This window comes from Curtobacterium sp. L6-1, from assembly GCF_018885305.1.
Classification (GTDB): domain Bacteria; phylum Actinomycetota; class Actinomycetes; order Actinomycetales; family Microbacteriaceae; genus Curtobacterium; species Curtobacterium aetherium.
This window is the reverse complement of record NZ_CP076544.1, coordinates 392781-411127: the sequence shown is the minus strand read 5'-3', so window position 1 is coordinate 411127 and position 18347 is coordinate 392781. Positions and strand designations below refer to the sequence as shown.

The window sequence follows — 18347 nt, the reverse complement described above, 5'->3', positions numbered from 1 at the left end:
GCGCCCCCTCTCCCCGGAGGGGGCGCGTCGTCGTTCCCGACCACGTGGCATCGTGGGCGCATGCGGTCGACGACGAGCGAACTGAACTGGTCCGGCACGGTCACCTACACGGCCGAACGGGTCCTCCGCCCCACGTCGCTCGACGCCGTCGCCGAGGTCGTCGCCGCCTCCCCGCGCATCCACGGGCTTGGCACCCGGCACTCGTTCAACGACGTCGCCGACACCCCGGGCGTGCTGCTCGACCTCACCGCCGTGCCGACCGACCTCGTCGTCGCCGCGGACCGCCGCACCGCGACGATGGGCGCCGGCACCCGGTACGGGCTCGTCGCCCCCGACCTCGACGCCGCCGGGGTGGCCCTGCACAACGAGGGCTCGCTGCCGCACATCTCGCTCGGCGGCGCGATCGCCACCGGCACCCACGGGTCCGGCACCACGCTGGGGTCGCTGAGCACCGCCGTCGCCGCCCTCGAGCTCGTCGGCCCGGACGGCACCACCAGCACCGTCCGCCGCGGCGACCCCGACATGGCCGGCGCCGCGATCCACCTCGGCCTGCTCGGCATCGTCACCCGCGTCACCGTCGACGTGCAACCCGCGTACCGGATGCGCCAGGACACCTACGGGCCGATCCCGTGGGACACCTTCACCGCGTCAGCCGCCTCGGTCTTCGCGGCCGGGTACTCCGTCTGCGCGTACACGCTGTTCGGCGACACCGTGTCCGAGGTGCTCGTGAAGTCCCGCGTGCCGGACGGAGCGGACGACGTCGACGTGCCCTCGGGCCTCCTGGGCGCCCCGCGCCTGCCGGGGTCACCCGGGGACGGCCACCACACGGCCCGGGACGGGTCGGTCGGCCCCTGGTGGGACCGCCTGCCGCACTTCCCCATCGAGGCGGTGCCCTCCGTCGGGTCCGAGGTGCAGAGCGAGCACTTCGTCCCGCTCCGGCACGCCGCCGCCGCGCTCGACGCCCTGCACGGGCTCGCCGACCGCATCCAGCCGCACCTGCACGTCTGCGAACTGCGGACGATGGCCGCGGACGACCTGTGGCTCAGTCCCACGCAGGGCGAGGACGTGCTCTGCATCGCCTTCACCTGGCGCAAGCACCCCGAGCAGGTCGCCGCCCTGCTGCCCGACCTGGAGGCGCGACTCGCCCCGTTCGACGGCCGCCCGCACTGGGGGAAGATGAGCTCCCTCGACGGCGCCGCCGTCGCGGGGCTGTACCCGCGCCTGGCGGACTTCCGCGACCTCGTCGCACGGCGCGACCCGGACCGGAAGTTCGCGTCCGCCTTCGGTGCGCGGGTCCTGGGGAGCTGACCCGGGCCTCCCGGCCGTCCCGCTCACGCCACCGGCGTGACGGTCCTCGTCTCCCCGTCCCAGTGCCGGAGCCCCGCGACACCGAGCTCCTCGGGCAGCGGGACGGCGGCGAGCACCTCGAGCATGCGGGGCAGGTCGACGTCCCGCGGTCGGCGGGCGAGCGTCAGGTGCGGCGCCCACCGCCCGGGCAGCGACGTGTCGACACCGCCCGGCGCGGCGCGGTGCACCGCCTCGTGCAGGTCCGCGAGCGCCCGGTCGACCACGACGGAGACCCCGAGCACGTGCCGGCCCGGTCCCGCGGGGAACAGCAGCAACCCGCCGGGGCGGATCCGTGCCGGCAGCGGGGCGTCGAGCCCGGTCGGGACGACCAGGTCCTCCCCCGCCACCAGCGTGACGTGAGGGGCGTTCGTCTCCGAGGTGTGCCGTCCCATGCTCGGCAGGTCGGCGGCGACCAGGGCCGCCCAGGCCGCACGGACCGCCTGCTCGGCGGCGGGGTCCAGGACGAGTTCGATGCTGTGCACACCACCGAGCCTGCCCGGGTCCGCGGCCGTCCGTAACACGGCGGAACGCGAATCGACCCGTGCCGGTCCCGCCGTGCACACTCGGGTGGTCCGCGCCGGACACCCTTCGGCAGCGGTCCCCCAGCACCCGTCCCTGCCCGCAGGGCGACCCCTTCTCGAGGAGCACCCATGACCGCAGCACCCGTCCTGCCCGACCGTCCGAAGCGCAAGCGCCCGATCGGGTGGATCGTCGCCGCGGCCGTCGTCGTCGTCGCGATCGTCGTGGCGATCGTCGTCGTCGCCGTCCGTGGTGGCGGTACCGACCAGGCCGGTGCGGCCGGGTCGGACCGGAAGCCCCAGACGGTGACCATCGGCGTCGCGGACAAGGCGCTGCCCTACTGGAAGACGTACACGGAGCTCGCGAAGGAGCGGCTGAACGTCACCGTCGAGCTGACCAACTTCGCCGACTACTCGCTGCCGAACCCCGCGCTCAAGGACGGGCAGGTCGACATCAACCAGTTCCAGCACATCCAGTACCTGGCGAACTACAACGTGACCTCGAAGGACGACCTGCAGCCGATCGGCTCCACCGCCGTCTACCCGCTCCCGCTGTACGCGACGAAGGTCGACGAGCCGTCCGACCTGCCCGAGGGCGCGAAGGTCGCCATCCCGAACGACGCCATCAACGAGGCCCGCGCCCTGCTCGTGCTGCAGTCCGCGAAGCTCCTCGAGCTGAAGGACGGCGGCAACGCGTTCTCGACCACCGACGACATCGAGTCGCACGTCGTGGACGTCCAGCCGCTCGACGCCTCCCAGACCGCGAACGCCCTGCAGCAGGGCTCCGTGCAGGCCGCCGTCGTGAACAACAACTTCGCCACCGCCGCCGGGCTGCCCGCGTCGGACAAGATCTTCACCGACGACCCGTCGAGCTCGTCCGCCGCCCCGTACGTCAACGTCTTCGCCGTCCGGAACGAGGACAAGGCGAACTCGACCTACATCGACCTCGCGAAGCTGTTCCAGGACCAGGCCGTCCAGCGGGCGTTCACGAAGGACTACCCGGACGCCGTGGCCCGCGACGAGAGCGCCACGACGCTGCAGGAGGAGCTCGCCACGGTCGAGCAGGACGCGAAGGCGGCAGCGGAGTAGTGGCTGCCCTCGTCGAACTCCGCGGCGTCACCAAGAGCTACCGCCGCGCCGACACCGGAGAGACCGTCACCGCGGTCGACGGTGTCGACCTCGACGTCCACCAGGGCGAGGTGCTGGGCGTCATCGGGTACTCCGGTGCCGGCAAGTCCACCCTGGTCCGACTCGTCAACGCCCTCGAGCTGCCGACCTCCGGGACCGTCACGGTCGCCGGCCAGGAGCTGACTGCGATCCCGGAACGTGACCGCCGCACCGCGCGTCGCCGCATCGGGATGGTCTTCCAGCAGTTCAACCTGTTCCGCTCGCGCACCGTCGCCGGCAACGTGGCGTACCCGCTCAAGGTCGCGGGTGTCGCGAAGGACGAACGGGACCGTCGCGTCGCCGAGCTGCTCGACTTCGTCGGGTTGCTCGACCGCGCGTACGCCTACCCGGAGCAGCTGTCCGGCGGCCAGAAGCAGCGCGTCGGCATCGCCCGGGCGCTCGCGTCGAACCCCGAGCTGCTGCTCGCCGACGAGGCCACGAGCGCCCTCGACCCCGAGACCACGTCCGAGGTCCTGGCGCTCCTGCGTCGGGTGAACCGCGAGCTCGGCATCACCATCATCGTCATCACGCACGAGATGGACGCCGTCCGCCGCATCGCCGACCGGGTCGCCGTCATGGAGAAGGGCCGGGTCGTCGAGGTCGGGGACGTGTACGACGTCTTCTCCGCCCCGACGACCGGTGCCGCGCAGCGCTTCGTCCGCACCGCCCTGCACGACCGCCCCTCGGCCGAGACCGTCACGCGCCTCCACGAGCGCCACCCCGGACGCCTGGTGTCCGTGCGGATCACGGACGAGACCGGGCTGCAGGCCCGCATCGACCGGGCGTTCCGCGACGCCGGGGTGACTGCCGAGCTCGTGTTCGGCGGGGTCACCGAGATCCGCGAGCGGCGGATCGGGTCCCTCACGTACGAACTCGGCGGCACCGACACCGCCGCCGACCACGCCCTCGCCGCACTCCGGTCCGACGGCATCACGGTCGACGAGGAGGTCCGCGCATGAACAACTCGTTCCAGAGCGTCGTCGACACGTTCGACGTGTTCCTCGCCGCTATCCGGGACACCATCGTCATGTCCCTGGTGTCGCTCGTCATCGCCGGCGTCATCGGCCTCGCGCTCGGGCTCCTGCTCTACGCCACCCGCCCGGGCAACCTGCTCGGCAACCGGACGGCGTACACGGTCATCAACCTCGTCGTGAACCTGGTGCGGCCGATCCCGTTCGTGATCTTCCTCGCCGCGATCGCACCGTTGTCGCGCGTGGTCGTCCAGACGACGATCGGCGTCCCCGCGGTGACGTTCGCGATCTCCCTGGCGGCGGCGTTCGCGGTCTCGCGGATCGTCGAGCAGAACCTGCTGGCGGTCGATCCCGGCGTCGTCGAGGCGGCTCGGGCCTCCGGGGCGCACCCGGTGTCCATCCTGCTGACGGTGCTCATCCCGGAGGGGCTCGGGCCGCTCATCCTCGGGTACACGTTCATCTACATCGGGATCGTGGACATGACCGCGCAGGGCGCCCTGGTCGGCGGCGGCGGGCTCGGCGAGTACGCGATCACCTACGGGTCGCAGCGGTACGACTGGTGGGTCGTGTACGTGTCGGTGGCCGCGATCGTCGTCATCGTGCAGCTCGGCCAGTTCGTCGGGAACCGCTTGGCGCGGGCGACGCTCCGGCGCTGAGGCGCGGGGCGCCGGGCGCGGGACGGCGGGCGCGGGGCGGCGGCCGGCTGTGGTCGAGGTCGCACGAACTGCCGCCCCCGCCCGCGCCCGGCGGCAGTTCGTGCGACCCCGGCGACACGCGCACGGCACGTCGTGCGACCTCGGCAGGCGGCCGGCATCCCTAGGAGGCCCGGCCTCCGCCCGGCAACCCGCCGCCGGTCCGGTCGCCGTTCCGGGCCGAGGTCGCACGAAGTGCCGCACGACACCGCGGGACGCGTCAGTTCGCGCGACCCCGGTGGCGCGTGCGCGGCGCGTCGTGCGACCTCGGCAGGCGGCCGGCATCCCTAGGAGGCCCGGCCTCCGCCCGGCAACCCGCCGCCGGTCCGGTCGCCGTTCCGGGCCGAGGTCGCACGAAGTGCCGCACGACACCGCGGGACGCGTCAGTTCGCGCGACCCCGGTGGCGCGTGCGCGGCGCGTCGTGCGACCTCGGCAGCCCACCGGTACTGCCAGGAGGCCCGATCTCCGTCACGAGACCGCCGCCGGTCCGTCCCGGACCCTAACGAAGTCGCACGTTCCGTCGCCGAGCGCTCCAGCCAGCGGCGACTCGCGCGGCCGCCCCGTCGAGGTCGCACGATCTGCGGCGACGCGCGCGGCCGCCCCCGTCGAGGTCGCACGATCTGCCGCCAGCTGCCGGGCACAGCGGCAGTTCGTGCGACCCCGGCGACACGCGCGCGGCACGTCGTGCGACCCCGGCAGCCCATCGGTACTGCCAGGAGGCCCGACCTCCGTCACGAGACCGCCGCCGGTCCGCCCCCGGCCCCTGCCGGGCCGCACGATCCGTCGCCGAATGCCACCGCCAGCGGCACGTCGTGCGACCTCGACGAGACACGCGCGGCACGTCGTGCTACCTCGGGGACCGGCGGGCGGCGCGTCGTGCGACCTGGAGGCGCGTGGCACCGGTGGTGCCGCCGGGACCGGCGGCAGCGGGCCAGGTGCCGACGGCGCTACGCGGCGGGAGCGTCCGACGCTGCGGGGGCGTCCGCGACGGCGGGGGCCTCGTAGTTCGCACGCACCAGGATCGGTCGGTGGTCGGAGATGCCCGCGGGCAGGGTCTCGACGCCGGCGATGTGCAGCCCGACGCTCGTGGCGAAGTCGAAGTGCCCGGTGAACTTCCGGTACCGCAGGTAGGTCGGCTGGTCGGAGAGGGACAGCGCGAAGCCGGACTCCTCGATCTTCCGACGCAGGTTCGTCTGGAACCACGGGTAGTTGAAGTCGCCGACCATGATCGCCGGCGCCTCGCTCGACAGGTCACGGACGAAGTCGTGCGCGGCCTCGATCTGCTTGCGCCGCAGCGAGTTCGTCGCGGTCAGGGGTGAGGCGTGGAAGGAGGCGACGATGACCTCGGCTTGGGCATGCCGGTCGTACAGGTGCATGGCGATGAGGCGCTCGTGCGCGGGTGACAGGACCCGGTCGTGCAGGGACTTCTGCAGCGAGTGGATGCCGACGTCGCGGACCTCGAAGCGGTCGTCGCGCTTGTAGATCGCCAGGCCGAGACGGTTCGCCTGGGTGGAGGCGGCGAGGCTCAGTCCGCCGACGGTGCTGGCGAGGTCGGTGCTGTCGCACTCCTGGACGCAGAGCACGTCGGCCTGCGAGGACTCGGCCAGTGCGGCGAGTTCACCGTTCGCGGTGTGCTCGCGCAGGTTGTAGCTGACGACACGCAACGTTGTCTGCTGGACCTCGGTGGTCGAGTCGGTCGTTGCCTGCTCGTGTGGCGCCGCCATGCTGCCTTCCGTCCTGGGCCCTGGTCGGCCCGCTCGCCTGCCGCGGTCACGGTACTCGGGCACCACAGCAGGTTGCTGAGACTGTAGCGCGGTGCGGTCTCCGGACACGTGACCGCCCGGTGGCCGCCCGGTGACGAGCCTCCCGCCCCCGCGCACCGGCACCCACCGGTGCCCCGGCGCCCCAGCGCCACGCGCGCCACGCAGGAACACCCGCCCCCTCAACCCCGCGCGCCCACCCGCACCTGACGCGCCGGTCGCACGGTCTCCCCCGCGGTCCGGCTCATGAGCAGTCCCTCGACGCAGGCCACGACGAGCAGCACCGCGATGACCGCGAACGCGACGGCGTACGGGGCGGTGCCGGCGAGCCCCTCCCCACCGATGCCGGACGCGGCCCGGAGCACGACCGCGGCGACCGCGACCCCGAAGCCCGCCGCGGTCTGCTGCAGGGTCGAGGAGAGCGTGTTCGCCGCCGTCATCCCGGGCTGCTCGACGTCGGCGAAGGCGATGGTGTTGTACGCGGTGAACCCGACCGAGCGCGCGGCACCGCTGACGACCAGGAGGACGGCGAGCACCCAGAACGGCGTCTCCGGCGTCAGGAACACCATCGCGACGACGGACAGCGCGGCCACGGCGGAGGACACCACGATGACCGGTCGGTAGCCCCACCAGCGCAGGAACGGGGTCGTCGCGGGCTTGATCCCGAGGTTGCCGACGAACACCCAGAGCACGGCGGACCCGGCCTGCAGGGCACTCCACCCCCACGCGTCCTGGAACAGCAGCGGGAGGACGAACGGCACCGCGGAGACCGCCAGACGGAACAGGCTGCCGCCGGCGTGGGACACCCGGAAGGTCTCGAGCCGGAACGCCTCGAGCCCCATGATCGGATGCGGTGCCCGCAGGAAGTGCCGGATCGCGAGCCAGGTGCACACCGCGCCGACGACGCCGGCCAGGGCGGCGGGCACGACGGGGACGGACTCGAGGGCGAGCAGGGACGCCATGACGACGAGCGCACCGAGCCCGAGGCAGGCGAGCAGCGACCCGCGCCAGTCGAACGGGACCCGTTCCGGCGCGCGCTCCTGCGGCACGAGCACGAGCGCCGCGACGACGGCGACGACCCCGAGCGGGATGTTCACGAGGAAGATCCAGTGCCACGACAGGGTGTCGACGAGCACCCCGCCGAGGAACGGCGCGATGATCGGCGCGGCGAGCGCCGGCCAGGTGAGGATCGCGATGGCCGTGACGAGACGCTCGCGACCGGCGCTGCGGAGCACCACGAGCCTCCCGACCGGCACCATGAGCGCGCCGCCCAGGCCCTGCAGGACGCGCCAGAGCGTCAGCTCGACGAGGCCGGTGGAGGCGGCGCAGAGCGCCGACGCGACGGTGAACAGCGCGATCGCGCCGACGAAGACGGTGCGTGAGCCGACCCGGTCGGTGATCCACCCGCTGACCGGGATGAACACGGCGAGGGTGACGAGGTAGGCGGTGATCGCGACGCCGACGGCGGCGGAGTCGACGCCGAGGTCGCGTCCCATCGCGGGTGCTGCGGTGGCCAGGATCGTGCCGTCGAGGAGCTCCATGAAGAAGGTGCCCGCCACGAGCACGGCGACCGCCGTGCTGCTCGTCCGTCGTGTCGTCGTCGTCATCGCCTCGAATGCTAGTCGCGCTCGGGTTCCGGCCGGGAGGCCCGTGGCCGGGTCCGGTACGACGGCGCGGCGACGCGCGTTCCGGCTCCTCAGCGATCGACGACTACCGTGGGGTCGTGCCGTCTGCCGTTCCCGACCTCCACGGACCGCGCGCATGAGCCGGCTGGACGGGGTCCTGACCGGCTCGGTCGCCGCGGGGCACCGCCGTGTGGTCGACACCGTGCTCAGCCTGCCTGCGTGGGCGGCGGTCCTGGTGCTCTGGGCCGTCGGCCGTCTGGTGTCGACGACCTGGCTGATGGTCGCCTACCCCCTGGTCAGCCGGGTGCAGCCCGACAACGCGATCTGGGGCAACGACCAGGGCTTCACGGCGTTCCTGACCTCGTGGGACGGCCAGTACTACGAGGCGATTTCACTGCACGGCTACCCGTCGGTGCTGCCGCTCGACGCGACGGGCCACGTCGCGCAGAACGCCTGGGCCTTCCTGCCCGCGTTCCCCTTCACGATCCGACTGCTGACCGTGTCGACCGGCCTGCCCTTCTCCATCGGGGCGCCGGCGGTCGCGGTCGTCGCCGGTCTCGTCGCGACGTTCCTGCTGCACCGCCTCGTGCAGGAGCACGCGGGAAGCACGGCGGCGCTGTGGGCGGTGTTCTTCTTCACGTGCGGCCCGCTGTCGTTCCTGCTGCAGGTCGGGTACGCCGAGACCGCGTTCCTGGCGCTCACCTTCGGGGCGCTGCTCGCGATGGAGCGGCGGCGGTACGGGTTGCTCACGGTGCTCGGCGTCGTCGCCGCGTTCACCCGGCCGGGTGCCCTGGCGATCCCGCTCACCCTCGGGGTCCTCGCGCTCGTCCGGTACGTCGCGGCCCGTCGCTCGGGCAGCCGGACGCTCGACGTGTTCCCGGTGGGCGAGCGCGTGCGCGTCGTCGCCGCCGGGCTCGTGATGGCTGCGGCCGGTTCGGCGTGGCCGCTCATCGCCGGCTGGGCGACCGGACGTCCTGACGCGTACCTGGCGACCGAGATGTCGTGGTGGGTGAACTTCATCGGCCGCGTGCACTTCGTCCCGCTGTCGCCGTGGTTCCTGACCACCGCGAAGTGGCTCGGCGTGGGCGGCGTGCTCATGGTCGTGCTGCTGCTCGTGCTGTACCCGCTGTGGTTGTCGCGCCGCTCGACGCGGACGCTCGGCACGACGACGATCGTGTTCGCCGCCGGGTACGCGCTGTACGTCTTCGCGGTGTCGCTGCCGATGGCGTCGACGCCGCGGCTGCTCATGCCCCTGGCACCGCTGATGGGGTCGCCCGAGCTCGTGGCGAAGCCGGCGATGCGGTGGACCCTGGTGATCGGCGCGCTCGTGCTGCAGCCGGTGTTCGTCTCGATCCTCTGGCTGCTCGGCCCGCCCTGACCCCGGGCCAGACGGCCGTCGGGCCCTCGCGCCGCCCGGGCCGCCCGAGCCGCCGCGCCGCCCGCGCCGCCCGAGCCGCCGCGCCGCCCGCGCCGCCCGAACCGCCGCGCTGCCCGGGCCGCCAGGGACGCCCGCGCCGCCCGGGCCGACGCGCGGACCCGGGCGACGCCGTCGCCGCTAGACCTCGAGGGTCCCGTGCCTGCCGACGTCCGGCTGCGACTGGTGGCCGAGCGCCGCCTTGAGGGTCTGCACGAGGCTCCCCACCGGCCCGGTGTCCTGCGTCCAGTACTCCACCGAGACGCCCTCGACCGTGAGCAGCCGGATGGAGGGGTCGTCGCGTCCGTCCGGGAACCACGCCTCGGCGAACGGGGACCACAGCTCGTCGACGACCGCCCGGTCCTCGGTGACGGTCGCCGTCCCCGCGATGGACAGGTAGCCGCCCTGCGACTCGATCGCCACGTTGACGTGCGGGTTCCGGGCGATGTCCTCGACCTTCTCGCTGCCGTCCTGCACGAGGAAGCGCAGCGACCCGTGGAAGGACTTGTCCTGCACGGCGAGGGGTCGGGCGTGGAGTTGCCCGTCCTCGCTCACGGTCGTGAGGAGTGCCGTCCGGGCGCCGTGGACGATGTCGGAGATGGCGGCGCGGTGGTCGGTCTGGGTGTCGGTCATGATGCTCCTTTGCGTCGTGCACCCCGTCGTCGACACGACCGGCCGACGTCGGGGCGCGAACCGTTCCGACCAGTGTGCCCCTCGAGACTGGGCGCGCGCGAGCACCACCGGCCCGGCACCGGGCGCGCGACCGCCACCGGACGGGAGGCACGCCCCGCTCCGGGCGTCCGGCACCCGTCCGCCGGTGGCCGGGTCGCGGAGCGCGCGACAGGAGCCCGTCCGCCGACGGCGGTCTCAGGCCCGTCCGCCGACGGCGGTCTCAGGCCCGTCCTCGGAGGGCGGTCTCAGGCCCGTTCGCGGATGGTCGTCTCGACGTCCACGACCTGCGGGATCCGCGGCAGCGAGGCGAAGCCGAACCGGACCGGCGGGTCGAGCGGTGCGAGCTCCCCGAGCGGCTCCCCCGCCCAGGTGCCGCGGACACCGACGACGTCGTGGGCGCCGGTGACGCCGTAGTACTCGCGGCGGCCGTTGCCCGCGGTGCCCGCCGTGCCGGCGCCGGGCGCGACGAGCTTGGCCACCGGGTCGATGACGGTCAGCCAGCGCGGGTCGCGGGCGATGCGCTTCGGGACGATGCGGAGCACACGGCCGAGCGGTGAGATTGCCCCGACGTCGACCGAGGCGACGAGCGGCCCGGCGTCGAGCTCGAGCCCGCGGGCGGTCCGACGCGCGCTGATGTCGACCACCGACACGGCGTCGAACCGGTAGGTGCCGGAGACGTACGCGGCGACGATCTCGTCCGGGGCGAGCAGCACGCTCGACCCGTCGGGCAGCTCGACGAAGACGTCCGTGAAGGCGCCGAACGGCGAGGCGTCCCACATGCCGACGACGAACCGGACGCCGGAGGTGCTCCCGGCGCCCAGGATCCGCCCGCGGAACCGTCGTTCGGTGGTCTCGTTGCTCGGCGACATGCGCCCGACGGTACCCGCGGACCCCGTGAGCCACTGTGCGGAAGGACCCCGCGCCCCCTGGCTGCGCTGCGCCCGACCGGACCGCGGGCTGGTCACCCGCGGGCTGGCCACTCGCGAGTCGGCCGCGCCACGGCCCGGCCACAACCATAGGTCGGTCACACCGCGGGTCGGTCCCCCCGCGAGTCGGACGCACCGCCCGTCGGCGTCAGGGAACGGGGACCGGCTCCGCCAGCAGTTCGCGCACCCGCGGGGCCACCCGCGTGCCGTACAGCTCGATCGACCGCATCATGTCCTCGTGCGGCAGCCGTCCGGTCGCGTACCGCATGTCGAAGCGCGAGACGCCGAGGATCCGCATGTTCCGGGCGATCTTCCGCGCCACGGTCTCCGGCGACCCGACGTACAGGGAGCCGCCGGCCGACAGGCCCGCGCGGTACCCGGCGACGTCGAGGGGCGGCCACCCACGCTCGCGGCCGAGCTGGTCGGTGACGGCCTTGTGGTACGGCCAGTAGCGCTCGGCGGCCTCGTCGTCGGTCTCCGCCACGAAGCCCGGCGAGTGCATGGCGATCGGCTGCTGCGGGAGCTCGAGCTGGTCGAGCGCCTGGCGGTACAGCCGCGAGAACGGTGCGAACTGCGCGGGCTGCCCGCCGATGATCGCGAGGAACAGCGGCATCCCGTAGGACGCTGCGCGGATCACGGACTGGGGGGATCCGCCGACGCCGATCCAGGTCGGGATCGGGCCGTGCTCGAGCTTCGGGAAGACGTCCTGCTCGACGAGCGAGGCGCGCTTCGTGCCTTGCCAGGTGACGGTGTCCCCGCCGCGGAGGGCGCTCCACAGCTGCAGCTTCTCCTCGAACAGCACCTCGTAGTCCTGCAGGTCGAAGCCGAACAGCGGGAAGGACTCGGTGAAGGACCCGCGGCCCAGGATGACCTCGGCGCGGCCGTTCGACAGCGCGTCGACCGTGGCGAAGCGCTCGTAGACGCGGACCGGGTCGTCCGAGGACAGCACGGTGACGGCCGAGCCCATCCGGATGCGCTCGGTGCGGGCGGCGATCGCGGCGAGGACGACCTCGGGGGCGCTCACGGAGTAGTCCCCGCGGTGGTGCTCGCCGACACCGATGAAGTCGATGCCGACCTGGTCGGCCAGGACGGCCTCGTCGACGAGGTCGCGCAGGGTCGCGGCATGGGTCTTCGGGCCGCCGTCGGGCGACTCGGTGACGTCACCGAAGGTGTCGAGGCCGAGCTGCACGGGGCCGATGCGGTCCGGCGCGGGGGGCGGGACGTCCGAGGGTCGGTCGGTACCGAAGGCGTTGCTCATGTGACCCTCCCGGATCTCGCAGTCGATCAATGCGAACGCATGAAAACTACTACGATCCGGCCACCACCGCACCCCCTCCTGGACGCGCGAGCACGAGCGGGTGCGGTCCAGCACGCGTGTGTACCGTCCACGCCATGGTGCTGCCTGCGACCCTCCCCGACCAGACCGGCCGACGCATCGTCGTGACCGGCTCGAACAGCGGCACCGGCAAGGAGGCCGCCCGCCGCCTCGCCGGAGCCGGCGCGAGCGTCGTGCTCGCCGTCCGCACCCCGTCCAAGGGCGAGGACGCCGCCGCCGAGATCCGCCGCGAGCACCCCGACGCCGACCTCGAGGTCCGCCAGCTCGACCTCGCCGACCTGTCGAGCGTGCACCGCTTCGCCGAGGGCATCGTCGCCGACGACCGACCACTCGACGTGCTCGTCAACAACGCCGGCGTCATGGCACCCCGCGAGCGCTTCGAGACCACGGACGGCTTCGAGCTGCAGTTCGGCACGAACTACCTCGGCCCGTTCGCCCTGACGAACCTGCTGCTGCCGACGCTCCTCCGCGCCGAGGCCCCGCGCGTCACGACGATGTCGAGCATCGCCGCGGTGCCGGGCAGGATCCACTTCGCCGACCTGCAGTGGGAGCGCGGCTACCAGCCGTGGCTCGCCTACGCCCAGTCGAAGCTCGCCGACCTGCTGCTCGGCCTGCACCTGCACCAGGTCGCCGTCACCCGCGACTGGGGCCTCACCTCGACGCTCGCGCACCCCGGCTTCACCCGCACCAACCTGCAGACGGCCGGTCGCTCGCTCGGCCGCGACCGTCCGCTCCAACCGTCCGACCGGGCGATGCCGTTCACGCAGGACGTCGAGCAGGGCACCGAGCCGCTGCTCTACGCGGCGGTCGGCCCGGGCGCCGTCTCCGGCGCGTACTACGGCCCCGCCGGCCCCTTCGGCCTGACCGGGCCGGCGACGCTCGCGCCGGTCCCGCGCTCGGCCCGTGGTGTCGACCTCGCCCGGTCGCTGTGGGCGGTCGCCGAGGACCTCACCGGGACCCGCCTGCCGGACTGACGCCGGCCCGCACGACGCGGGGCGGGCCTCCCGGCGGTCCCGGCACGAGCCGCTCCGTCCGGGAGGCCCGCCCCGCGCCCGCCCCGCCCCGGCGGGCCGCCGGTCAGTCGCCCCCGGCGATCTCGCGGAGCGCCGCCAGGTGCGACCGCCAGGCTGCGCGTCCCGCCCGGCTGAGGACGAGGGTCGTCCGCGGGACCTTGCCGACGAAGCCCTTCTGCACGTCGACGATGCCGGCCGCCTCGAGTTGCGAGACCTGCTTGGAGAGCACCGAGTCGCTCACCTCGACGGCGTCCCGGACCTCGGCGAACCCGAGCTTCTCGGCCTTGTCGAGTGCAGCGACGACGGAGAACCGGACCGGGTGCTGCAGGACGTCGACCAGGCGGTGCCGCGGGTGGACCTGCTCGGCGGTCACCGTCGCGCCTCGACCGCGGCGCAGGCGGTGGTGACGAGGAGCACGAGGCCCGACGTCACCCCGGCTGCCAGCACGTCGCCGTGCCACCAGGCGACGACGGCGATGGCGGCGAGGTACGTGACGGCCCACGCGCCGATGTACAGCGACCACCGGCGGCTCCACGCGAAGGCCCGTCGACCCTGGATCGTCACGCAGAAGAACAGGACCAGCGCGAAGCCCACCACGAGGGTCCCGACGTAGGCGAGGCCGAACGCAGACCCCTCGGTCACCGCCATCGCGAGAGTGCCGAGCGACGTGCTCGTCCCGAGGGCGAGCAGGAAGGTGACGTAGGGCCACCGGGTGGCGTCGTGCGCGCGTCGGCTGATGCGCTCGGCCTCGTCGAGCAGGCGACGGGCGTCGGTCGGGCTGGTGTGGGTGTGGTCGGTCATAGTGTGCCCCCTTCGGCTGGCTCCAGCATGACACCCACTTTCCACTCCGGCAAGTACTTTCTGGTGCTGCTGGCGTCAGGCATGGTGGTGCACGTCCGGCCCGTGCAGGACGCCGGGGTCGGCGAGCCGGGTGTGCCGCAGCGCCGTGCGGCCCGGGCCGACCGCGGCGGCGACGATCGACAGGGTCGCGAAGTGCCCCTCGGGCTCGACCGTGTCGCGGAGGATCGCGTCCGGGTCGTCCGCCGGCAGGACGGTCGACCGCTCCAGCACGTCGAACCACCCGCCCCACCCGTCGCCGGCAGCATCCGGTCCGCCAGCGTCCGCGCTCGCGTCGCCAGCGACCGGCTCGTCGCCCGGGACGCGTGCCGGCGGGCCGGTCGGGGCGGGCGCGGCACGGAAGGCGTCGAGCCACCGACCGACCCGGGCAGCCCCGGGGTCGTCGGGGTCGCCGTGCGTCACCATGTGCACGCCGGGTCCGAGCACGGTCGTCCGCACCGAGGCGCCGTCCCACGTGACGACCTCGGCGCCGGCCGCGGTCGCGCGCACCAGGTTGAACGCGCGGCTCGTCGGCAGCGAGCCGTCCCCGCCCGGTGCCGCGTCGTCGACCACCGCGTCCAGCGGCAGCGTGCCGCGGGTGGTCCAGGTGCCCTCGCCGTCGCCGGGCGTCTCCTCCCAGCGGTTCAGCACCACCGCCAGGCCGTTCCGGTCCGAGGCGGCGAGCCACGCGCCACCGGCCTGTCGGTCGCGGACGCCCCGCACGTCGGGGTCGCGGTCGGGCCACCACGCCGCCGGCGGGTCCCACGGCCGGTCGGGCGACTCGTCGCGGAGGGCGAGCACGGTGACGGGCCAGGCCGCGCCGGGATCGACACGGACGACGACGGTGCACATGACGGCGATCCTTCCACCCGCCGCTCTGCGCCCGGGCCGGCGCTCGACTGACGGGCGCCCGGCCACGCCGTCACCCGGGCCGCGCCGGTGCCCGCCGCCCGGTGCGCGCGGGTAGCGTGAGCGCCGTGAACGAGGCAGCTCCGCACACCGACCGCTCCCGCACCGTCGTCGTCGGCATCACCGGCGGGATCGCCGCGTACAAGGCCGTCGGCGTCGTCCGCGACCTCGTCAAGCGCGGCCACGACGTGCACGTGGTGCCGACCGAGGGCGCCCTCCGCTTCGTGGGACTGCCCACCCTGGAGGCACTCAGCCGCAACCCCGTCTCCACCAGCGTCTGGGACGACGTCGCCGAGGTCCGCCACGTCGCCCTCGGTCGTCGCGCCGACCTCGTGGTGATCGCCCCCGCGACGGCGGACAGCCTCGCGAAGATGGCGGCCGGCCTCGCGGGCGACCTGCTCGGCACCACCCTGCTCGCGACCGAGGCCCCGGTCGTCGTCGCGCCGGCGATGCACCCGCAGATGTGGGAGCACCCCGCCACCCGGGCGAACCTCGCGACCCTGCGCGACCGCGGCGTCCACGTCGTCGGTCCCGTCGTCGGCGCCCTCACCGGTGACGACGCCGGGATCGGGCGGATGTCCGAGCCCGAGGACATCGTCCGCGCAGCCCTCGCCGTGCTCGACCAGACCGACGCACGGAGCGACCGGCACGGCCACGCGACGGAAACGGACAGCACGGCGGACGCGGCCACGGGCCTCCACACCGGCGCGCGCGGCGAGCAGGGCGACCTGGCCGGCGTCCGCGTCGTCGTCAGCGCCGGCGGCACCCGCGAACCCCTCGACCCGGTGCGGTTCGTCGGCAACCGGTCGAGCGGCCGACAGGGCGTGGCGCTCGCCGCCGAGGCCGCGCGCCGCGGTGCCGACGTCACCCTGGTGGCGGCGAACACCGACCCGGGCCTCACCGCCGACCTGCCGGTGCGCATCGTGCGGGTCGGGTCCGCACAGGAACTCGCCGAGGCCATGCACGCAGCAGCACCCGAGGCCGACGTCCTGGTGATGACCGCGGCGGTCGCGGACTACCGGCCCGCCGAGGTCCTCGAGTCGAAGCTCAAGAAGGAGCAGCAGGGCGACCGGATGACGCTCGAGCTGGTGAAGAACCCCGACGTGCTCGCCGAGCTCGTCGCCGCACGTCGGGTCGGCCAGGTGGTCGTCGGCTTCGCGGCCGAGACCGAGCCCGACCGCGACGCCCGCATCGCACTCGGACGCGCCAAGATCGCCCGGAAGCCCGCCGACCTGCTCGTCGTGAACCACGTCGGCTGGTCGCACGGCTTCGAGCGCGAGGAGAACGCCATCGAGGTGCTCACCCCCAACGGCGAGGTCGTGCGCGAGACCGCGGGCTCGAAGGCCGAGGTCGCCACCGCCGTCCTCGACCTGGTCGCGACCGCGCTGGCCTGAGCCGGACCTGAGCGCCGGTCGGGGTCGCACGGGAAGGATGGGACCATGCGACGGCGAACTCGACGTGCACGACGTGCCACCAGGACGGCCGCGGCCCTCGCCGTCCTCCTCGGTGGGGCGGGCGTCACCCACTTCACCCGACCGCGGCACTACGACCGCAGCGTGCCGGAGGCGCTGCCGCCCCGCACGACCACCCTCGCGTCCGGCCTGGCCGAGCTCGGCATCGCCGCCGGCCTCCTCGTCCCGGCCACCCGTCGCGGTGCCGGGTGGGCCGCCGTCGCACTCTTCCTGGCGGTCTTCCCCGCGAACGTGAAGATGGCCGCCGACCTGCTCGACAGCCCCCGCTCGACCCGCACCATGCGGCTGGTCTCGGTCCTCCGGCTGCCGCTGCAGGCACCGCTCGTCGTCTGGTCGCTGCGCGTCGCCCGGCACGCCGCGCGCCGATGACGCGTGCCGTCACGTCGCCGCCCTCCCCCGGCGAGCCGCGGACACGGGCCGCCGTCCCGCTGCTGCACCGCCCGGTGACCGTGCACGCCTGGGACGACGTCGTCTTCGCGCACTGGCGCTGCGACCCGGAGACGGTCGCGCACCTGGTCCCCCGCGGGACCCGTCCGGACATCGTCGACGGCAGCGCGTGGGTCGGCCTCGTCGCCTACGTCTTCCGCGAGACGCAGGTGCCGCCCTTCCCACCGTCGACCCGCCTCGGCTCGATGACCGAGGTCACCATCGAGGTCCTCACCGTCGACGACGCCGGCCGCCGCGGGATCGCCTACCTCACCGTCGACACCCCGAACGTGCCCGCGATCGTCGCCGCGCACGCCCTGCTCGGTGTGCCCTACGTCTTCGCGTGGGCCCGCTCCCGGCGCCGCGGCGAGACCGTCGGCCACCGCTCCATCCGCCACCCGGGCCGCGCCCGGCACCCGTTCCGCGCCCTGCGGCAGGTCCGGACGACCCGTCGGACGGGAGGCTCGTCCAGCGCCCGTCACGCCGCCTCCGTCCGCGTCGTGGCCGGCGAGGTCGACCGTTCGCCGCTGGCTGCCGACCTCACCACCCGGGCGGGCATCCACGCCCGGCTGCTCGCGCAGACGCTGTTCTGGCAACGCCAGCACGCACCGCTGACCGTGCGGTCCGCCCGGCTCGAGCAGCTCGAGGGCGACCTGCCCGCAGCCGTCGGGCTGCCCACCCTGTTCGACCGCGCGCCGGACTCGGTGCTCGTGGTCGACGGCACGACGGTCCGGTACGCGTGGGGGGACGTGGTCCGGTGACCCCGACCGCCGCCGACCAGCAGCAGGACGACCCGTCCGACCTGGCCCGCTTCGTCACGGCCCAGGAGGGCGTGTACGAGACGGCCCTCGCGGAACTCCGAGCCGGACGGAAGCGCTCGCACTGGATGTGGTTCGTCTTCCCGCAGGTCGCCGGACTCGGCCGGAGCGCCACGGCCCGGCACTACGCCGTGCGCGGGCTGCCCGAGGCGCGGGCGCTGCTCGCCCACCCGGTGCTCGGCCCGCGCCTGCACGAGGCCGCCGCGGTGGCACGCGACGCACCGGCCGCCTCGGCGGAGGACCTCTTCGGCGGCATCGACGCCGTGAAGGCCCGCTCGTCGATGACGCTCGCGGCCCGCGCCGCCGACGACCCGGCACCCTTCCGCGCCGTCCTCGACCGCTGGTTCGCCGGCGCGGAGGACCCGGCGACGCTGCGGCTGCTCGGTCTCGACTGACAGGGACCGTCCGGTACCACATCAGGTACGGTGAGCGGGCACCCGTCC

The 18347-nt window shown here is 74.0% G+C and carries 19 protein-coding genes; 10 read left to right on the top strand and 9 right to left on the bottom strand.

Features of this window, described 5'->3' with window-relative positions; all coding sequences use genetic code 11:
• Positions 1 to 60 precede the first annotated feature (60 nt).
• The gene (locus tag KM842_RS01910) at positions 61 to 1308 is read left to right on the top strand and encodes a D-arabinono-1,4-lactone oxidase (RefSeq protein ID WP_216260440.1); all 1248 of its coding nucleotides are present in this window, start codon (positions 61 to 63) and stop codon (positions 1306 to 1308) included.
• A 23-nt stretch (positions 1309 to 1331) separates the two neighbouring features.
• On the opposite strand, the gene KM842_RS01905 is transcribed toward KM842_RS01910, so the two are convergent.
• Positions 1332 to 1829: a 2'-5' RNA ligase family protein gene (locus KM842_RS01905; RefSeq protein WP_216260438.1), complete on the bottom strand. Its 498-nt coding sequence runs from the start codon at positions 1827 to 1829 to the stop codon at positions 1332 to 1334.
• Positions 1830 to 1997: 168 nt separating this feature from the next.
• Between KM842_RS01905 and KM842_RS01900 the strand changes: the two genes are divergently transcribed.
• From KM842_RS01900 to KM842_RS01890, 3 genes are read left to right on the top strand one after another with little or no spacing between them, the layout of a single operon-like run.
• Positions 1998 to 2954 carry a MetQ/NlpA family ABC transporter substrate-binding protein gene (locus KM842_RS01900; protein WP_216260436.1) on the top strand — a complete coding sequence of 319 codons (957 nt, stop codon included), beginning with the start codon at positions 1998 to 2000 and terminating at the stop codon, positions 2952 to 2954.
• A complete protein-coding gene (locus KM842_RS01895; RefSeq protein ID WP_216260434.1) occupies positions 2954 to 3991 on the top strand; it encodes a methionine ABC transporter ATP-binding protein in 1038 nt (345 codons plus the stop codon). The genes KM842_RS01900 and KM842_RS01895 overlap by 1 nt, the downstream gene beginning before the upstream one ends.
• Entirely contained in the window at positions 3988 to 4659 is a 672-nt protein-coding gene (locus KM842_RS01890) for a methionine ABC transporter permease (RefSeq protein ID WP_216260432.1), read from the top strand. The genes KM842_RS01895 and KM842_RS01890 overlap by 4 nt, the downstream gene beginning before the upstream one ends.
• 984 nt (positions 4660 to 5643) lie before the next feature.
• On the opposite strand, the gene KM842_RS01885 is transcribed toward KM842_RS01890, so the two are convergent.
• Positions 5644 to 6420 (bottom strand): endonuclease/exonuclease/phosphatase family protein, encoded by a 777-nt coding sequence (locus KM842_RS01885; RefSeq protein ID WP_216260431.1) that lies wholly within the window; start codon positions 6418 to 6420, stop codon positions 5644 to 5646.
• Between the two features lie 218 nt (positions 6421 to 6638).
• A complete protein-coding gene (locus tag KM842_RS01880) occupies positions 6639 to 8063 on the bottom strand; it encodes an MFS transporter (protein WP_216260429.1) in 1425 nt (474 codons plus the stop codon).
• A gap of 154 nt (positions 8064 to 8217) precedes the next feature.
• Between KM842_RS01880 and KM842_RS01875 the strand changes: the two genes are divergently transcribed.
• Complete coding sequence (locus tag KM842_RS01875) at positions 8218 to 9459, top strand: putative hexosyltransferase (protein WP_216260427.1); 1242 nt, start codon at positions 8218 to 8220, stop codon at positions 9457 to 9459.
• A 177-nt stretch (positions 9460 to 9636) separates the two neighbouring features.
• Here KM842_RS01875 and KM842_RS01870 read toward each other — a convergent pair whose 3' ends face one another.
• From KM842_RS01870 to KM842_RS01860, 3 genes are all read right to left on the bottom strand, one after another.
• Positions 9637 to 10128 (bottom strand): pyridoxamine 5'-phosphate oxidase family protein, encoded by a 492-nt coding sequence (locus tag KM842_RS01870; protein ID WP_216260425.1) that lies wholly within the window; start codon positions 10126 to 10128, stop codon positions 9637 to 9639.
• Between the two features lie 284 nt (positions 10129 to 10412).
• On the bottom strand, positions 10413 to 11036 hold the full coding sequence (locus tag KM842_RS01865) for a hypothetical protein (RefSeq protein ID WP_216260423.1): 624 nt from the start codon (positions 11034 to 11036) through the stop codon (positions 10413 to 10415).
• Between the two features lie 205 nt (positions 11037 to 11241).
• A complete protein-coding gene (locus tag KM842_RS01860) occupies positions 11242 to 12351 on the bottom strand; it encodes an LLM class flavin-dependent oxidoreductase (RefSeq protein WP_216260421.1) in 1110 nt (369 codons plus the stop codon).
• Positions 12352 to 12485: 134 nt separating this feature from the next.
• Between KM842_RS01860 and KM842_RS01855 the strand changes: the two genes are divergently transcribed.
• Positions 12486 to 13403 (top strand): SDR family oxidoreductase, encoded by a 918-nt coding sequence (locus KM842_RS01855; RefSeq protein ID WP_216260419.1) that lies wholly within the window; start codon positions 12486 to 12488, stop codon positions 13401 to 13403.
• Between the two features lie 103 nt (positions 13404 to 13506).
• Here the strand turns inward: KM842_RS01855 and KM842_RS01850 are convergent, their stop codons facing one another.
• From KM842_RS01850 to KM842_RS01840, 3 genes are all read right to left on the bottom strand, one after another.
• Complete coding sequence (locus tag KM842_RS01850) at positions 13507 to 13815, bottom strand: transcriptional regulator (protein ID WP_216260417.1); 309 nt, start codon at positions 13813 to 13815, stop codon at positions 13507 to 13509.
• On the bottom strand, positions 13812 to 14243 hold the full coding sequence (locus tag KM842_RS01845) for a chemotaxis protein CheY (protein ID WP_216260415.1): 432 nt from the start codon (positions 14241 to 14243) through the stop codon (positions 13812 to 13814). The genes KM842_RS01850 and KM842_RS01845 overlap by 4 nt, the downstream gene beginning before the upstream one ends.
• 75 nt (positions 14244 to 14318) lie before the next feature.
• On the bottom strand, positions 14319 to 15131 hold the full coding sequence (locus KM842_RS01840) for an NRDE family protein (RefSeq protein ID WP_216260413.1): 813 nt from the start codon (positions 15129 to 15131) through the stop codon (positions 14319 to 14321).
• Positions 15132 to 15256: 125 nt separating this feature from the next.
• Here KM842_RS01840 and KM842_RS01835 point away from each other — a divergent pair, with 125 nt between their 5' ends.
• From KM842_RS01835 to KM842_RS01820, 4 genes are read left to right on the top strand one after another with little or no spacing between them, the layout of a single operon-like run.
• A complete protein-coding gene (locus KM842_RS01835) occupies positions 15257 to 16582 on the top strand; it encodes a bifunctional phosphopantothenoylcysteine decarboxylase/phosphopantothenate synthase (RefSeq protein ID WP_216260411.1) in 1326 nt (441 codons plus the stop codon).
• 45 nt (positions 16583 to 16627) lie between these two features.
• A complete protein-coding gene (locus KM842_RS01830) occupies positions 16628 to 17029 on the top strand; it encodes a DoxX family protein (protein WP_216260409.1) in 402 nt (133 codons plus the stop codon).
• Positions 17026 to 17847 carry a DUF2071 domain-containing protein gene (locus tag KM842_RS01825; RefSeq protein ID WP_216260407.1) on the top strand — a complete coding sequence of 274 codons (822 nt, stop codon included), beginning with the start codon at positions 17026 to 17028 and terminating at the stop codon, positions 17845 to 17847. Before KM842_RS01830 ends, KM842_RS01825 begins: the two co-directional genes overlap by 4 nt.
• A complete protein-coding gene (locus KM842_RS01820) occupies positions 17844 to 18299 on the top strand; it encodes a DUF1810 domain-containing protein (protein WP_216260405.1) in 456 nt (151 codons plus the stop codon). Before KM842_RS01825 ends, KM842_RS01820 begins: the two co-directional genes overlap by 4 nt.
• The last annotated feature ends 48 nt before the right edge of the window (positions 18300 to 18347 follow it).

Bases quoted from the DNA above. Each gene is read 5' to 3' on its own strand.
- KM842_RS01910 (WP_216260440.1), top strand. From the start codon at position 61: ATGCGGTCGACGACGAGCGAACTGAACTGGTCCGGCACGGTCACCTAC.
- KM842_RS01900 (WP_216260436.1), top strand. From the start codon at position 1,998: ATGACCGCAGCACCCGTCCTGCCCGACCGTCCGAAGCGCAAGCGCCCG.
- KM842_RS01890 (WP_216260432.1), top strand. From the start codon at position 3,988: ATGAACAACTCGTTCCAGAGCGTCGTCGACACGTTCGACGTGTTCCTC.
- KM842_RS01885 (WP_216260431.1), bottom strand. From the start codon at position 6,420: ATGGCGGCGCCACACGAGCAGGCAACGACCGACTCGACCACCGAGGTC.
- KM842_RS01880 (WP_216260429.1), bottom strand. From the start codon at position 8,063: ATGACGACGACGACACGACGGACGAGCAGCACGGCGGTCGCCGTGCTC.
- KM842_RS01875 (WP_216260427.1), top strand. From the start codon at position 8,218: ATGAGCCGGCTGGACGGGGTCCTGACCGGCTCGGTCGCCGCGGGGCAC.
- KM842_RS01870 (WP_216260425.1), bottom strand. From the start codon at position 10,128: ATGACCGACACCCAGACCGACCACCGCGCCGCCATCTCCGACATCGTC.
- KM842_RS01865 (WP_216260423.1), bottom strand. From the start codon at position 11,036: ATGTCGCCGAGCAACGAGACCACCGAACGACGGTTCCGCGGGCGGATC.
- KM842_RS01860 (WP_216260421.1), bottom strand. From the start codon at position 12,351: ATGAGCAACGCCTTCGGTACCGACCGACCCTCGGACGTCCCGCCCCCC.
- KM842_RS01855 (WP_216260419.1), top strand. From the start codon at position 12,486: ATGGTGCTGCCTGCGACCCTCCCCGACCAGACCGGCCGACGCATCGTC.
- KM842_RS01845 (WP_216260415.1), bottom strand. From the start codon at position 14,243: ATGACCGACCACACCCACACCAGCCCGACCGACGCCCGTCGCCTGCTC.
- KM842_RS01840 (WP_216260413.1), bottom strand. From the start codon at position 15,131: ATGTGCACCGTCGTCGTCCGTGTCGATCCCGGCGCGGCCTGGCCCGTC.
- KM842_RS01830 (WP_216260409.1), top strand. From the start codon at position 16,628: ATGCGACGGCGAACTCGACGTGCACGACGTGCCACCAGGACGGCCGCG.
- KM842_RS01825 (WP_216260407.1), top strand. From the start codon at position 17,026: ATGACGCGTGCCGTCACGTCGCCGCCCTCCCCCGGCGAGCCGCGGACA.